A 14,697-nucleotide genomic window follows, 5' to 3' on the forward strand; every position below is an offset into this window, starting at 1 on the left:
CATACCATGATAGAGATGAGAACGCAAGTAAGAACCTATACAGGTATGGGATAGATTATTTAAGAAAGAGTAGGGAAGGAACGGCCCGAATTCAAGCCTGTGGAGAATGCTCTGGCGGCGGAACAATGACAAAATCATTGGTCTACGAGTCATCATTCAATGAAGCAGGAAGCCCCCACTTGTTATAAGTGGGGGTAGTTCACAAAGTTATAATGTTGATATATTGTATCCGGTTTTGGCGGTTGTTGTTGCAGCAAGTTTTGCCTTTATGCTTCCAATAGCAACTCCTCCTAATGGGATAGTGTACTCAACTAAGTTTATAAACATTAAAACCATGATAAAATTTGGAATTTTTCTAAACATAATAGGAAGTGTTATAATATATTTTTTCTTAATTTTACTAAAAATTTAAGTTTAGGAGAGGAATATGAGTGTAAAATGGGAATTTTCAGCAGGTGGTGTTGTCTTTAAAGAAGAAGGAGACAAAATTTACATTTTACTTATCAAAAACAAAGACAGGTACGGCTTTCCAAAAGGGAATGTAGAAAGGACCGAAAAAAGAGAAGATGCAGCTGTTAGAGAAGTAAAAGAAGAAACAGGTGTTGATGCCGAGGTTTTGGATTATTTGGGGAATGTTGAGTATTGGTATAGGTCAGGAGTGGATACAATCCATAAATTTGTATACTATTATCTTATGAAGTATATCGGTGGAGAGATGAATCCACAAAAAGAAGAAATAGAAGAAGCCCTGTGGGTACCTTTGGAAGAAGCCATAGAGAAACTTTCTTTTGACAAAGACAAGAAGATTTTCAACCTTGCATTACAGAAGTTAAAACAGTTATCCAAAGTAAATGCTTGATAAAATAATCAATCTTACATTTGAATACTTTAAAAAACTACCAAGAGAGAAAGCCTTAAAAAAAGCCAACAAAATTGGTGATATACTCTATTTTATAAAGTATCGTAAAGATGTTGTAGAAAAAAATCTCAGTATAGCATTTCCGGATAAAGACCAAAAATGGAAAGACTACATTAGAAAAAAATCTTTACAAAATATTGGGAGGGTTTTGGTAGAATTTCCACGACAGCCGGATTATGTAAAATCTGGAAAGATAAAAGATGTAGTATTAATAGAAAAAGGACAAAGTTTACTTGATGAGATAAAAAAAACAGGTGGTATTATCGTATCTGGACATATATCAAGTTGGGAGATGTGTGGAGCTGGAATATCTTTTTATCTAAATGGCTTGACAAGTCTTGCTTACAGACAAGAAAACGAAAAAATAAACAAAATCATCACCCAGATAAGAGAACAATCCGGAATAAAGATAATATTCCACGACCAACCATTGAAACACTTTATAAACGCGTTGAAAAACAAAGAAGTGATAACTTTTTTAGTTGACCAAAACGCTTTGAGACATAGAGGTTATTTTGTTGATTTTTTTGGGTTGAAAGCATCTACCGTAAACTTTCCGGCAAAGTTGGTAGCAAAGTATAACATTCCAATACTTTTTGCATATACCTACTTCAACGAAGAAGATAAAAGATATTACATAAATGTTGAAAATATAGAATACAAATCCGGAAAAGATGAAGAAGAAACAGCTTTCAACATAACACAAGCTTACACAAAAAAAATAGAAGAAGCTGTAAAAAAACATCCGGACCAGTACTTATGGGTCCACAAAAGATGGAAAACAAGAGAAAACGAAGAGTTAGAAAAAATTTATTAAAGTTTTACATCTTGACTTTTTCAAACTTTTTCGGTAAATTTAGTTTTTAGTAAAAATTTTATTCATTAGGAGGGTTAAAAATGACAAAAACAGAACTCATTTCAGCGGTTGCTGAGAAAGCAGGGTTAAAAAAGGCTGTTGCTGAAAAAGCTGTAAACGCAGCCATTGAAGCTGTGGTAGAAGCTATCTCAAAAGGTGAAAGAGTAGCTATTCCGGGACTTGGCGTTTTTAACATAAGAGAGAGAAAAGCAAGAAAAGGAAGAAACCCAAGAACAGGAAAAGAGATTACCATCCCAGCAAGAAAGGTTGTAGCATTTTCAGCTGCTAAATCGTTAAAAGAAGCGTTGAATAAGTGATAAAATCAAAGGGGCTTTTTGAAAGCCCCTTACTTAAAAAGGAGAAAAAAATCAGATTAGATAGATTTTTAGCAAATCAAGGGTTTGGTAGTAGGTCAGAAGTTCAAAAACTTATAAAAAAAGGTTTTGTTAAAGTAAATGACCAAGAAGTTAAAAATCCGGCTGTCCATATAGACCCATCAAAAGATAAAATAACCGTTGAAGACCAAGAGGTAGATTACCAAGAAAATTTTTACTTTATGTTAAACAAACCATCCGGATACCTTACAGCCACTTACGACGAAAATTTGCCAACAGTTTTAGAATTGTTATCAGACCAGTCAATAGCAGATAAACTTTTTCCGGTTGGTAGATTGGATTTAGATACGGAAGGGCTTTTGATACTTACAACAGACGGTCAGTTAGCTCACAGGTTAGCACACCCAAAGTGGAACGTGGAAAAGGAGTATTTTGCCATTGTAAAAGGAGATGTTTCAAGCATAAACTTTTCCGTCTATGAAAAAAAAGGAATTTACCTAAAAAAAGATAAATATCAAACAAAACCATTTAAAGTTAAAGTTTTATTCCACTCTACCGATCAATCGGAAATATTTATTACGGTTTTAGAAGGAAAGTACCATATAGTTAAAAGAATTATGGAAGAACTTGGTCATCCGGTTGAATATCTAAGAAGAATCCGGATGGGAACCCTTTCTTTAGATGAAGATTTAAAAGTTGGTGATTATCGTCCTTTAACAAAGGAAGAAGTTGAGAAATTAAAAGATTTAGTCAATCTAAAATAATAATGAAAAAAATTTTAGCTTTTTCTTTGTTTGATACAGGGGAAACGATACTTGGAGCTTTGATTTATTCTGTTTTTTTTCCTTTGTACATTACAAAACACATTGACCCTAAGGTGTACAGCTGGGTTTACAGCTTAACTTTCTTGATATCTTTTCTGTTTGCCTTACATATAGGAAAGTACACCGATAAAACTGGAAAAAGAAAAGAAGGATTTGTGATTTTTGCTACCACAACAGCTTTTTTGTGTTTTTTACTTGGATTTACTTCCCATAATCCTTTTGTATCTTTAATGATTTTTTCCTTGATGTCTATTTCTCATCAACAGAGTTTTGTATTTTACAACTCTTTACTCCTTAACTTTGATACAAAAGGTTTAGCATCCGGATTAGGTGTAAGTTTTGGATATGTTGGTTCCGCGATTGCTTTAATATTCTTTGCTAAGGTTTTATCCATTCCGGATGTTTATTTTATCACCGCCTTGATATTTTTCTTGTTTGCTTTACCTTCCATGATTTTTTTAAAAAATCCATCTAAAACCAACACGGTTAATCTAAGAGAGATATTCAAAGACAAAAGATTCATTCTAACAATAATTTCCATCTTATCACTTACGGAAGTTGCAAACACTTTGATAGCTATGATGAGTATTTATCTTAAAAATGTTTTTGGTTTTGAAGATGTAGAGATTTATAAAATAATAGGTTTATCTGCAGTCGGTGGAATTTTTGGTGGTATTTTTTGGGGGATTGTTTCTGATAAATTTACTGTAAATAGAATATTTCCAATTGGATTTTTTTTATGGGTTGGATTTTTGATTATATTAACTTTTATTCCTAAAAATTTAGTTTTGATAGCCGGATTTTTTGCAGGATTTTCTCTTGCTCACCTTTGGACTGTTTCAAGAGTTTACATAGTATCACATTTTCCACAGGAAGAGATTGCTACCAGGATGTCCTTTCTATCCTTAACAGAAAGGTTGGCTTCTACCACAGGGCTTTTTGTGTGGGGTTTATTACTTTGGATAACTTCTGATAACTACAAACTTTCCGCTTTGTTGATGGCTGTGTTCCCTTTGTTTGGATTGGTTGTTTTCCTTTACTCTAAAAGATTCTCTATTTAACGTAAATATCTCCTTTTGTAGGGAAAAAGTCGGAGCAGTAAGGACAGGTAAATATGTGATGTCCAGGGTACACCATTTTCACTTTTACTTCTTTTGTTTCTCCTTTTCCTACATTTTCAACCATTACATCGTAAGGAGGAAGTATATAAAAACAGTGTCCGTAATATTTTGAGTTTGGCTCTTTTGGTATACCTTCATCTTCTGCTGTGATTTTAAATAAAACAACTTTATTTCTTTCTACATTTATTACGTTTGGTTGATAGCCGTTTTTTGATACTTTTATCTCTATGGTTACATCCGGTTTTTCTTCCGTTTTTGTGGTGCAGGAAAGATTTACTAAAATCAAACTTACAAACAAAAAGAAAAAAATTTTTTTCATCTTACAACCTTTAACAATCAATTTTTAATTGTAAAAATATATCTGTTAGTTGATTTTTCAAATTTTCTATCGTTCCTGAGTTATCTACGATAAAAGTTGCAAACTTTCTTTTTTCTTCTATATCCATCTGAGCGTTTATCCGGCTTATAGCTTCTTCTTCAGTAAATCCTTTGTTTATAAGTCTTTTGATTTGAAGTTCTCTTGGTGCGTATATTAAAATTATTTTATCGTAATTTTTATAGCTTCCGGTTTCTATCATCAGTGGAACGGATACGATAGCTATAGCATCTTTGTCCTTTTTTTCAACTTCTTTAAGCCAATTCTCTATCTGTTGGGTTACCTTTGGATGAATTATACTTTCTAAAACTTTTCTCCTTTGACTATCATTAAATATGATAGATGCTAACTTTTTTTTATCTAACTTATCGTTTACAAAAGCATCCGGAAAGTATTTTCTTACTTCTTCTAAAACTTCCTTTTTTTCATAAAGATTATGGACAACTTTATCTGCATCTATTACATAAGCTCCAAGTTCTTTTAAAATCTTCTCTGCCGTTGATTTTCCTGTCGCTATTCCACCTGTTAATCCTACTACTTTCAAGTTTACTCCTTTTTAATGTGAACATCTATCTGAGGGAAAGGTATCTCAATGTTTTCTTTTTTAAATCTTTTAAAAATTCTTTTTCTTAATTCACTTTCAACAAAAAAACCATTTTCATAACTGTTAGCATAGACAAAAAGAGTAAAATTTAAAGAGCTATCTCCAAATCCGGGAATAAACCTTAAAACAGGTTTAGGTTCCAATAAAAGTCTCTCATCTTCTTTTGCAAAATTTTCAACTTCTTCAAATACTATTTTTTCTAATCTATCTATGTCTGTGTTGTAAGATACGGGAATTTGAATGGAAATCCTTGTTATGTTAACAGGTTTAGCATAGTTAACAACTATACTTTGGGCTAATTTTTCATTTGGGATTATTATAATGTCATCTGACAGTGTTTTTATAGTTGTTGTTCTCCAGTTTATGTTAACTACATAGCCTTTTTTACCGTTTTCAAGCTCTATGAAATCACCTATGGTGATTCTCTTCTCCATCAGTATATACAATCCGGAAAATATGTTAGATAGAGTGTCCTTCAATGCTAAACCTACCGCCAAACCACCTACACCTAAGGTAGTCAAAATCGGGGTAATTGAGATATTTAGGTGAGAAAGAATTATTAAAATTCCTAAAGAGTATATTAATCCATAGATAAGGATAAATATTAAAGATGCTCCAGATGTAGGAAGATTTCTTTGTTCCATATAAAGTTTCAAAGATTTTACAGATAGGTTTGCTAAAAATATCGTTATTGATAAAATCAGTAAAACGTTTATAACCTTGGTTATCAGGTGGTAGTGTTTTTCAGGAATATCAAGAAATACCATGGTTATATGAACAGATATTATAAAAATCCAAAAGATAGATGGTATCTTTATAGTTTTGTATAGAATGTCATCAATTTTAGTTGAAGTTTTTTTGCTTAATTTTTTTAAAAATTCAATTACCAAAATCCTCAGTATATAAAGTATGGAAAAAGAAGATAGAAAAATAATAAATAGTTTGTAATCTTTAAACATTCACAGAATACTCCGGATTAAATGGGTTTGAAGCATTCCTATTATTCCGCTTAAAATCACGTAAAATATAACTATTACCACAATAAACTGAAAGTTCTTAGAGTTTTCAGAAGGAATACCTAAAACCTTATCTGCACCTATAAAAATTATGTAAAACATATAAAAACTTGATAAAAACATCAAAAATGCATTTACAGGAGAGTTGACCATATAACTTAATCCGGCTAACCAAACAGGAATAACCGCAATCACTACAAGGTTAAAAGCTTTTAATGGGTTGTCTTCTCCGCCAAAGGATTTACCAAAAAAATACACCAATCCGGTTAAGAAAATTGGTTTAAACATCTCAAAAAGCCATACTATTATCAAAAACAAAGATATTTTAGTAAAATCAGAAGATTGAAGCATACCTAATATTTTATTCATATACTCAACAGTTGAAGGGTCTGCCTTAGGGTCTGATTTTAACAAATCTAAAAATTGGTTTATTGATGAAATATATGTAGATTTTAAAACGGTAAAACCAATTAAATATCCTAAAACTGGTAAAGTGGAGAAAGGTAAAATGTATTTAAAAAACATCTCTTTATAAGACTTTGGATTATCTTTGATTTGTTTTAAGTTTTCTTTTGGATTTAAATATATTTTAATCAAACTCTCCATTTTACACCTCTTTGTATATTTTCAATAATTATAACTTATTTTTTGATATAATTTTATCAAAGTTAGTTTACGGAGGTAAAAATTGGAAGATTTAAAAAATCTAATCACACAAGCGTGGGAAAATAGAGAACTTTTAAAGGATAACAAGTACAAAGAAGCAGTAAGAGAAACAATAGATTTATTGGATACAGGTAAGATAAGAGTTGCAGAAAAAGTAAATGGTGAGTGGGTAGTAAACGAATGGGTAAAGCAAGCCATACTTTTATACTTCCCAATACAAGAGATGCAGGTTATGGAAGTTGGACCATTTGAGTATTACGATAAAATTCCGTTAAAAAAGAACTGGAAAGAAAAAGGAGTTAGAGTTGTTCCTCCAGCTACAGCTAGATATGGAAGTTATATAGAGCCTGGGGCTATCTTAATGCCTTCTTACGTCAATATTGGTGCATACGTAGGAAGCGGAACAATGGTTGACACATGGGCTACTGTAGGTTCTTGTGCTCAAGTTGGTAAAAATGTCCATCTTTCTGGAGGAGTAGGTATTGGTGGAGTATTAGAGCCACCTTCTGCAAGACCAGTAATAATAGAGGATAACTGTTTTATCGGTTCACGATGTATCATAGTGGAAGGTGTAATAGTAGAAGAAGAAGCTGTGTTAGGAGCAAACGTTGTCATAACCGCATCTACAAGGATAATAGACGTATCCGGAGAAGAGCCGGTAGAGTACAGAGGTAGAGTTCCTGCAAGAAGTGTTGTAGTGCCTGGAACAATAACCAAAAAGTTTCCTGCAGGAGAGTACGGTGTCCAATGTGCCTTAATCATAGGAAAAAGAAAAGAATCAACAGATAAAAAGACATCTTTAAACGATGCTTTAAGAGAGTTTAACGTTTCTGTTTAGATTTGTATATAAAAGCTAATATTTCCGCAACGACTTTATAAAGGTCTTCAGGAATTTCTTGGTATAAATCAAGCCCGGATAAAACTTCCACCAAATCCGGGTCTTCTTTTATATATACTCCATGTTCTTTTGCTACCTCTATAATCTTTTTTGCTACTTCTCCTTTACCTTTTGCTACAACTTTCGGAGCAGAATCTTTATTCCTTTCGTATTTTAAAGCTACAGCTTTTTTATCTTCAAAAGACATCTAAACTTACCACTTTAATATTCTGACTGTTTAAAGAGTTGTAAATTTCCTTTTTTAAACCTTTCATTTTTTCCCTTAAATCCGGATTTTCCACCTTTATCGATATAAAATAACCATCAGTAAACTTTGCCACTAAAAAATCAACTTTTCCATCATCAAACTCTATATTGCCTTTAAAATAAAAAATCTCTTCATTTTCTTTTTTAACTCTTTTTATTTCAAAGTTTCCTATCTTCATTTGTGGAATACTTAAGTTAAAAACACCATACCCACTATCTGACAATAAAGACAAAATTTGTAAATTACTCAAAGATTCTAAGGTCTTTGAATCTTGCGTGATAAACTTTAAATCTTCTTTTATAGATGTTATAGTAGTTTCTAAATCAGTTAATCTTTGCTGAATTTCGCTATCATTTATCTGTGATTTGATTTCTCTAACTTTTTCTTTGTAATTTTCAGTGTTTATCTCCTTAAGCTTAGGAATTAAATCAGATGGTAACTTACTTTCTAATTGAGTTATCAATTTATAAAAATCATAAACTTTTTTTTCATAAAACAATCCGGAATTTTTAATAGCATCTTTAACAGTCAAAGTTATATCCGGAAAATTTGAGATAGATTTTATAGGTATTTTCCCATTTTCTACGGCTTCTTTTAAAATTTTTAAATTATTCAGGATATTTTCTTGAATATCTGATGTAGATACATTCGAGTTCTTTATACTTTTCCCGTCGATTGAGATTATTTCAAGTTGAATTTTATTATCTTTTGGAGAAAGAACTTTTAAAAGTATTTCTTGGTCTTTCTGAAGTTTTATATTTGAGTTAACAGTCAAATAACCATCCTTTATTTTAAGCACAACTGAGCCGGATGATAATACTTCTTGCACTTTTGCCTTAACCGTTTCACCTACAGACAAAGGAATATCCTTGCCTATAGGTTTAGTTAGTAAAAATCTCTCTAAAGCTAAAATTCCTTTTATATTTAACATAAAAAAAGTATAAGACTATTGAATTTGATATGCAAGTTGTTGAAGAGTTGGAACTAAAAATCTTTGTAAGAAAATTATAAAGAGAATTACTATAAAAGGTGCAAAATCTACATTATAAACGATGGTGGGTATGTACTTTCTAATGATTCTATAAACTGGTTCTGTAGCAGAGCGAAGAAATTTTACCACTGGGTTGTAAGGGTCAGGGTTAACAAAGGACAATAAAGCTGATACTATCACTATCCACTTGTATATTTCAAGGGCAATGTCCAGAGTATGGGACACTGCCAAAAGAATGTTAGAAATTACGAACATTATCCTTTTTCAGGATACTCTACAAACTCAATGATAGCTTGTTCTCCACCATCGCCTATTCTTCTTTTTTCAAGTTTGTATATCCTTGTATATCCGCCGTTTCTTTCTTTGAATAAAGGTGCGATTTCTTGGTAAAGTTTTCTTGCAACTTTTTGGTCTTTTAATCTCTGGGTTAACAATCTTTTCGCGTGGATAGAATCATCTTTTGCTAAAGTAACCAATTTTTCAACAAAAGACCTTAAAGCTTTTGCTTTTGGAAGTGTGGTTGTTATCCTTCCATTTAGTATAAGACTCTTTGCCAAGTTTATAAATAAAGCTTCTCTCTGTTCTTTTCTTCTGTGGAAACTTTTCGTTTTAACTCTATGACGCATTTTTAAATCCTCCTTTATTACTCAGTAGTTGATTTAGATGGTGCAAGTTCTAATCCCATCTCTGCCAAAGCATCTTTTATCTCTTTTAAAGATTTCCTTCCTATACTCTTTGCCTCTTTTAAATCTTCTTCAGATAGTTTTACTAAATCTCCTATCGTGTTTATTCCAAGTTTTCTCAAAGTGTTTATCGCTCTTGACGATATTTCAAGCTCGTCTATTGCTAAAGACAACTTATCTTCTTCTATTTTTATCTCTTCAGTTTTAGGTGCTACCGTTTTCTTAATGATTTGAGCTTTTCTCACGGTTGGTTTTTGTAATAGGTTAAAATGTTCTATTAAAATATTTGTAGATTTTTCCAACGCTTCGTCCGGTGTGATAGTTCCGTCCGTTTCTATCTCTAAAATTAATCTATCATAATCAGTCTTTTCTCCTACTCTAACTGGTTCAACTTGGAATGTACATCTTTTGATAGGTGAGAAAGATGTATCTATAACTATCCAACCAATTTCGCTCATATCTTCTAATTCTTCAACTGTTTTGTAACCTCTTCCCCTTTCTATCCTAAATTCCATCTGTAGTTTTGTATTTTCAGATACTGTGCATATGTACTCATCTGGATTAACAATCTCGATTCCTGGTGGTAACTTTATATCTTTTGCATAAATTTTTCCAGTACCTTCAAATTCTAATATAGCAAAATCTCTTTCTATATTTTCATCTATTTTAAATCTTATTTGTTTCAAATTTAGAACAATTTCAGCCACATCTTCAATAACACCTTTTATAGTTGTAAATTCGTGAGGGACCCCTACGATTTTAACAGCTGTTATCGCTCCTCCTGGTAATGAAGAAAGTAAAACTCTCCTTAAAGAGTTACCAAGAGTTATTCCATATCCTCTTTCTAACGGTTCTACATACAACTTTCCAAAATTTTCAGTTTTTGTTGTTTCGTCCCAATATATTTTTGAAGGCATTACAAAATCTAACAAAGATGGCATCCTTTAACTCCTAACCGGTTATCTTCCGGTACCGGGGTATTTTTTACCGCCTATTTATAAGAATGCTCCTATCCCCGGCAGGCGGTTTTGGAGCATTCCAGAATTTATTACATAGAGTAGAACTCAATGATATACTGAACGTTTACCGGGATTTCTAACTCTATTTCTTCTGGGATTTCTACTACTTTTCCTCTCATATTATCTCTATCTAATTCAAGCCATTTTGGTATAGACCTTGGATCTCTGTTTTCTAGATTTTCTTTAAAAATTGCCAACTTTTTACTTTTCTCTCTTACTTCTATAATATCTCCAGCATCTACTCTATAAGATGGAATATCAACTTTTTTACCGTTTACTAAAAAATGCCCATGTTTTACAAGTTGTCTTGCTTGTTGTCTTGTTTTTGCAAAACCAAGTCTATACACTACGTTGTCCAATCTTCTTTCTAAAAGTTGAAGTAATACTACACCTGTGTTTCCAGCTTTCTTAGAAGCTTCTTCGAAATATCTTCTGAATTGACCTTCTCTTAATCCACCGTATAAAAACTTTAATTTTTGCTTTTCTTGTAATCTAACACCGTAGTCAGAAAGTTTTTTCCTTCCTTGAATTCTTCCGTGTTGTCCCGGTGGAAAATTCCTTTTTTGGAAAGACTCTAAATCACCACCAATAAAAACTCCTAATCTTCTACTTACCTTTGTTAATGGTCCAATGTATCTTCCCATAGATTAAACCCTCCTTTTACTTGGTGGACGACATCCGTTGTGTGGTATAGGTGTAACATCTCTAATTGCTGTAATTGTTAAACCAGCAGCCGCTAAGGTCCTTATTGCAGGTTCTCTACCTGCTCCTGGTCCTTTTACCCAAACTTCAACTTCTTTTAATCCGTATTCATCCATAGCTTTCTTCGCAGCTTTTTGAGCAGCCAACTGTGCAGCGTAAGGAGTATTTTTCCTTGTTCCTTTAAATCCTTCCGTTCCTCCAGATGCCCATGCAAGAGTGTTACCTTCTTTATCTGTAATCGTAACTATCGTATTGTTAAAGGTTGATTGTATGTGAGCTATACCTGAAGTTACCGTTCTTTTTACTTTTTTAGAAGTACTTTTTCTTTTTTTTGCCATTTTTACACCTCTTTCTTATTTTAAATTACTTTTTTCTTTTTCCTCTTCTTGTTTTTGCATTTGTTTTTGTTCTTTGACCTCTTACAGGAAGTCCAAGTCTGTGTCTAACTCCTCTATAGCATCCCATATCAACAAGTCTTTTTATAGCTACTGCCACTTCCCTTCTAAGGTCACCTTCTACTTTATAATTTTGCTCAATAAATTTTCTTATTGTATTTAATTCTTCAGGAGTTAGTTCTCCAACTCTCTTCATACCATCTATTCCGGTTTTTTCCAAAATTTCTTTAGCTCTTGTTTTACCTATTCCGTAGATATAAGTAAGAGCTATTTCTAACCTCTTTTTATCTGGTAAATCTACACCTGCTATACGTGCCATAATTTACAGCCTCCTTTTAGCCTTGTTTTTGCTTATGTTTTGGGTTCTCACAAATCACCATAACTCTACCGTTTCTTTTGATTATTCTACATTTTTCACATCTTGGTTTTACCGAAGCTTTTACTTTCATCTCAATCCTCCTAAATTAGACTCTAAAAATAATTCTACCTCTTGATAAATCATAAGGAGATAACTCTACTTTTACTTTATCTCCGGGTAATATTTTAATAAAGTGCATTCTCATTTTACCAGATACATGAGCTAATACTTCATGGCCTGTTTCAAGTTGAACTCTAAACATAGCATTAGGTAACGCTTCTAAAACTGTTCCTTCTAAAACAATTCCTTTTTCTTTTTGCTGTTCTTCTTTCTTTTTTGCCATCCTTGTCTACCTTACCTAATCTAATTTTGATAAAACTATAGGTCCTTTATCTGTAACTGCCACACTGTGTTCAAAATGGGCAGCATGACTTTTGTCTGTTGTCACTACCGTCCACCCATCTTTCAAAACTCTTATTTTACCTTTACCTAAATATGCCATAGGCTCTATCGCTAAAACCATTCCTTCTTTTAAAACTATATTTTCTGCATTTTCAATGCAATTTGTAACATGAGGTTCTTCATGTGGCTTTCTTCCTATCCCATGTCCACCGTATTTACAAACAGGTGTCAACCTGTATTCCAAAAGAGTTTTTTGTATTGCTAATGCTATCTCTTTTAAATTTTTTCCCGGATAGCACATCTTTATCGCTTCTTCAAGTGATTTTTCTACACCTTCAATTAACCTTTTTTTTCTATCACTTACTTCTCCAACTGCAACTGTTATAGCTGCATCTCCAAACCAACCTTCGTATTCAACACCAAAATCCAAACTTACTATATCACCTTCTTTTATAACCTTTTCTTTTTTTGGTATTCCATGAACCACTTCTTCATTAATAGAAACACATAAAGATGCAGGAAATCCATACAACCCTAAAAAAGCAGGTTTTACACCTCTTTTCCTGCACTCTTCGTAAGCGATTTGGTCCAATTCGTAAGCGGAAATCCCAGGTTTAACGTATTCTTTTAATAAATGCAAAATTTCGGCAACATGCCGATTTGCTATTTTTAATTTTTCTATATCTTCCTTAGATTTTAGCTCAATCATAGGTAAATATTAATTATAACACACTTTTTATTGTTTTGTAAACTTCTTCTGGATTAGCGGTTGCATCTACTTTTACAATACTATCTTTATAGTAATCGATTAAAGTTGCTGTTTGTTGATGATAAACTTCCAATCTTCTCTTTATAACTTCCTCTTTATCGTCATCTCTTTGAATAAGGGGAGTTCCACATTTATCACAAATCTCATCTTTTTTTGGTGGATTGTATAGAATATGGTAAACAGCTCCACAATTTGGACACACTCTTCTACCAGCTAATCTTTTTACAACTTCCTCATCAGGTATTAAAAATAAAACTACAGCATCAATTTTTCTTCCTTTTTTGATTAATAACTCTTTTAAAGCTTCTGCCTGGGGAACTGTCCTAGGAAATCCATCGAAAATTATATTTTTATTTTCCAATTCTTCAAGTTTTTCGGCAATTAAGTTTATTATTAGTTCATCTGGAACAAGCTTACCTTCATCCATAAATTTTTTTGCTTCAATTCCTAATGGTGTCTGACTTTTAACAGCTTCTCTTAATATATCTCCTGTTGAAATTTGAACAAAACCATCCCTTTCTTTTAAAAGTTGGGACTGAGTACCTTTTCCTGCTCCAGGAGGACCTAAAAATATAATTGTTTTACTCAACCTTACCTCCTTAGAAAACCTTCATATTTTCTCATCGCCAAATAAGCTTCTACTTGATGGATTGTATCTAAAGCAACAACAACTACAATCAGTGCGGACGTTCCCCCAAAATAAAATGGAACATTGAGCCATTTTATTAAAAGCATAGGTAATATAGCTATTACAGCAAGGAAAATAGAACCTGCGAAAACTAATCTTGTAAGGACATAGTTTAGGTATTCAACTGTTTGGGAACCTGCTCGTACTCCGGGAATAAAAGCTCCACTTCTCCTTAGATTATCAGCAATATCTACAGGATTAATTAGTATGGCTGTATAAAAGTAAGCAAAGAATATTATAAGAATTACATATAATCCAAAATAAACGTAGTTTTGAGGAGATAAGTAATCTACTATAGCTCTTGCAATTTCACTTTTATTTACAAAAAATTGTGCTATTGTTGCAGGAAACATAAGTATAGCAACGGCAAATATTATTGGAATTACACCAGATGGATTTAATTTAAATGGTAGATAACTTGCAGCTTGATTTATCATTACGTTTCTTCTTGCATAATTAATAGGTATTCTTCTTTCTGCTTCTTGAATGTAAACTATTCCGGCTATAACTGTAATTATTATGATTAATGTAACTGTTAATAGAAGTACAGAAATTTCTCCTACCTTAACTAATTCATAGGTTCTTATAATAGCTGGAATGATTCCAGCAACTATACCTGCTAAAATTATCATTGATATTCCATTTCCAATACCAAATTCTGTAATTTTTTCTCCTAACCACATCAAAAATACTGTTCCTGTAGTAACTATTACCGTAGTTAAAAGTATAAATATAAATGGTGATAAAGATATCAATGAGGAACCTGATTCTGTTTTAATGGTTGTAAGCCAAGTTGATAATCCTAAGGATTGAAAAAATTACAGAATT

Annotated in this window: 23 protein-coding genes and 2 pseudogenes; 8 read left to right on the plus strand and 17 right to left on the minus strand. The window is 32.3% G+C overall.

The features are described from left to right. The 7 genes and pseudogenes from NE054_RS03765 to NE054_RS03795 form a co-directional block, all read left to right on the plus strand. A pseudogene (locus tag NE054_RS03765) lies at positions 1-188 on the plus strand (RNA-guided endonuclease TnpB family protein); the annotation flags it as partial. 80 nt (positions 189-268) lie between these two features. After that, the gene (locus NE054_RS03770) at positions 269-412 is read left to right on the plus strand and encodes an anion permease (protein ID WP_297888779.1); all 144 of its coding nucleotides are present in this window, start codon (positions 269-271) and stop codon (positions 410-412) included. 15 nt (positions 413-427) lie between these two features. Further along, positions 428-859, plus strand: coding sequence for an NUDIX hydrolase (locus NE054_RS03775; RefSeq protein ID WP_297888721.1), 432 nt, complete (start codon positions 428-430; stop codon positions 857-859). Continuing rightward, the gene (locus tag NE054_RS03780; protein ID WP_297888724.1) at positions 852-1,736 is read left to right on the plus strand and encodes a lysophospholipid acyltransferase family protein; all 885 of its coding nucleotides are present in this window, start codon (positions 852-854) and stop codon (positions 1,734-1,736) included. The genes NE054_RS03775 and NE054_RS03780 overlap by 8 nt, the downstream gene beginning before the upstream one ends. Before the next feature lie 80 nt (positions 1,737-1,816). Next, entirely contained in the window at positions 1,817-2,092 is a 276-nt protein-coding gene (locus NE054_RS03785; protein ID WP_297888727.1) for an HU family DNA-binding protein, read from the plus strand. Next, positions 2,089-2,874 (plus strand): pseudouridine synthase, encoded by a 786-nt coding sequence (locus tag NE054_RS03790; protein ID WP_297888730.1) that lies wholly within the window; start codon positions 2,089-2,091, stop codon positions 2,872-2,874. The genes NE054_RS03785 and NE054_RS03790 overlap by 4 nt, the downstream gene beginning before the upstream one ends. A 2-nt stretch (positions 2,875-2,876) precedes the next feature. Continuing rightward, positions 2,877-3,995 carry an MFS transporter gene (locus NE054_RS03795; RefSeq protein WP_297888733.1) on the plus strand — a complete coding sequence of 373 codons (1,119 nt, stop codon included), beginning with the start codon at positions 2,877-2,879 and terminating at the stop codon, positions 3,993-3,995. Here NE054_RS03795 and NE054_RS03800 read toward each other — a convergent pair. From NE054_RS03800 to NE054_RS03815, 4 genes are read right to left on the minus strand one after another with little or no spacing between them, the layout of a single operon-like run. After that, entirely contained in the window at positions 3,988-4,374 is a 387-nt protein-coding gene (locus NE054_RS03800; RefSeq protein WP_297888735.1) for a cupredoxin domain-containing protein, read from the minus strand. The two genes, NE054_RS03795 and NE054_RS03800, sit on opposite strands and share 8 nt — an antisense overlap. Before the next feature lie 10 nt (positions 4,375-4,384). Beyond that, positions 4,385-4,975, minus strand: coding sequence for a dephospho-CoA kinase (coaE, locus tag NE054_RS03805; protein WP_297888737.1), 591 nt, complete (start codon positions 4,973-4,975; stop codon positions 4,385-4,387). Between the two features lie 2 nt (positions 4,976-4,977). Further along, positions 4,978-5,994, minus strand: a complete 1,017-nt coding sequence (locus tag NE054_RS03810) for a mechanosensitive ion channel family protein (protein ID WP_297888740.1) — start codon at positions 5,992-5,994, stop codon at positions 4,978-4,980. Further along, complete coding sequence (locus NE054_RS03815) at positions 5,995-6,657, minus strand: YIP1 family protein (RefSeq protein ID WP_297888743.1); 663 nt, start codon at positions 6,655-6,657, stop codon at positions 5,995-5,997. An 82-nt stretch (positions 6,658-6,739) separates the two neighbouring features. Between NE054_RS03815 and NE054_RS03820 the strand changes: the two genes are divergently transcribed. Then, positions 6,740-7,555: a 2,3,4,5-tetrahydropyridine-2,6-dicarboxylate N-succinyltransferase gene (locus tag NE054_RS03820; protein ID WP_297888746.1), complete on the plus strand. Its 816-nt coding sequence runs from the start codon at positions 6,740-6,742 to the stop codon at positions 7,553-7,555. Here NE054_RS03820 and NE054_RS03825 read toward each other — a convergent pair. From NE054_RS03825 to secY, 13 genes and pseudogenes are all read right to left on the minus strand, one after another. Continuing rightward, complete coding sequence (locus tag NE054_RS03825) at positions 7,539-7,802, minus strand: FlhB-like flagellar biosynthesis protein (RefSeq protein WP_297888748.1); 264 nt, start codon at positions 7,800-7,802, stop codon at positions 7,539-7,541. The two genes, NE054_RS03820 and NE054_RS03825, sit on opposite strands and share 17 nt — an antisense overlap. Continuing rightward, positions 7,792-8,793, minus strand: a complete 1,002-nt coding sequence (locus tag NE054_RS03830) for a hypothetical protein (RefSeq protein ID WP_297888751.1) — start codon at positions 8,791-8,793, stop codon at positions 7,792-7,794. Before NE054_RS03830 ends, NE054_RS03825 begins: the two co-directional genes overlap by 11 nt. Before the next feature lie 15 nt (positions 8,794-8,808). Continuing rightward, the gene (locus NE054_RS03835; RefSeq protein ID WP_297888753.1) at positions 8,809-9,108 is read right to left on the minus strand and encodes a YggT family protein; all 300 of its coding nucleotides are present in this window, start codon (positions 9,106-9,108) and stop codon (positions 8,809-8,811) included. After that, positions 9,108-9,479, minus strand: coding sequence for a 50S ribosomal protein L17 (rplQ, locus tag NE054_RS03840; protein ID WP_297888756.1), 372 nt, complete (start codon positions 9,477-9,479; stop codon positions 9,108-9,110). The genes NE054_RS03835 and rplQ overlap by 1 nt, the downstream gene beginning before the upstream one ends. A gap of 17 nt (positions 9,480-9,496) precedes the next feature. Further along, positions 9,497-10,477: a DNA-directed RNA polymerase subunit alpha gene (locus NE054_RS03845; protein WP_297888759.1), complete on the minus strand. Its 981-nt coding sequence runs from the start codon at positions 10,475-10,477 to the stop codon at positions 9,497-9,499. 107 nt (positions 10,478-10,584) lie between these two features. Next, positions 10,585-11,199 (minus strand): 30S ribosomal protein S4, encoded by a 615-nt coding sequence (gene rpsD, locus NE054_RS03850; protein ID WP_297888762.1) that lies wholly within the window; start codon positions 11,197-11,199, stop codon positions 10,585-10,587. 3 nt (positions 11,200-11,202) lie between these two features. Continuing rightward, positions 11,203-11,595, minus strand: a complete 393-nt coding sequence (gene rpsK / locus NE054_RS03855; RefSeq protein WP_297888764.1) for a 30S ribosomal protein S11 — start codon at positions 11,593-11,595, stop codon at positions 11,203-11,205. Positions 11,596-11,620: 25 nt separating this feature from the next. Further along, positions 11,621-11,971: a 30S ribosomal protein S13 gene (gene rpsM / locus NE054_RS03860; protein WP_297888767.1), complete on the minus strand. Its 351-nt coding sequence runs from the start codon at positions 11,969-11,971 to the stop codon at positions 11,621-11,623. Between the two features lie 16 nt (positions 11,972-11,987). Next, positions 11,988-12,101, minus strand: a complete 114-nt coding sequence (rpmJ, locus tag NE054_RS03865) for a 50S ribosomal protein L36 (RefSeq protein ID WP_297888770.1) — start codon at positions 12,099-12,101, stop codon at positions 11,988-11,990. A 15-nt stretch (positions 12,102-12,116) separates the two neighbouring features. Next, positions 12,117-12,353 carry a translation initiation factor IF-1 gene (gene infA, locus NE054_RS03870; RefSeq protein WP_028949726.1) on the minus strand — a complete coding sequence of 79 codons (237 nt, stop codon included), beginning with the start codon at positions 12,351-12,353 and terminating at the stop codon, positions 12,117-12,119. Between the two features lie 15 nt (positions 12,354-12,368). Then, positions 12,369-13,121, minus strand: coding sequence for a type I methionyl aminopeptidase (gene map, locus NE054_RS03875; protein WP_297888774.1), 753 nt, complete (start codon positions 13,119-13,121; stop codon positions 12,369-12,371). 13 nt (positions 13,122-13,134) lie between these two features. Then, complete coding sequence (locus NE054_RS03880) at positions 13,135-13,770, minus strand: adenylate kinase (RefSeq protein ID WP_297888776.1); 636 nt, start codon at positions 13,768-13,770, stop codon at positions 13,135-13,137. Between the two features lie 2 nt (positions 13,771-13,772). Then, positions 13,773-14,675 (minus strand): annotated as a pseudogene (gene secY, locus NE054_RS03885) (preprotein translocase subunit SecY); the annotation flags it as partial. Positions 14,676-14,697 lie beyond the last annotated feature (22 nt).

Origin of the sequence: Sulfurihydrogenibium sp., assembly GCF_027448985.1 — a bacterium.
GTDB lineage: Bacteria > Aquificota > Aquificia > Aquificales > Hydrogenothermaceae > Sulfurihydrogenibium.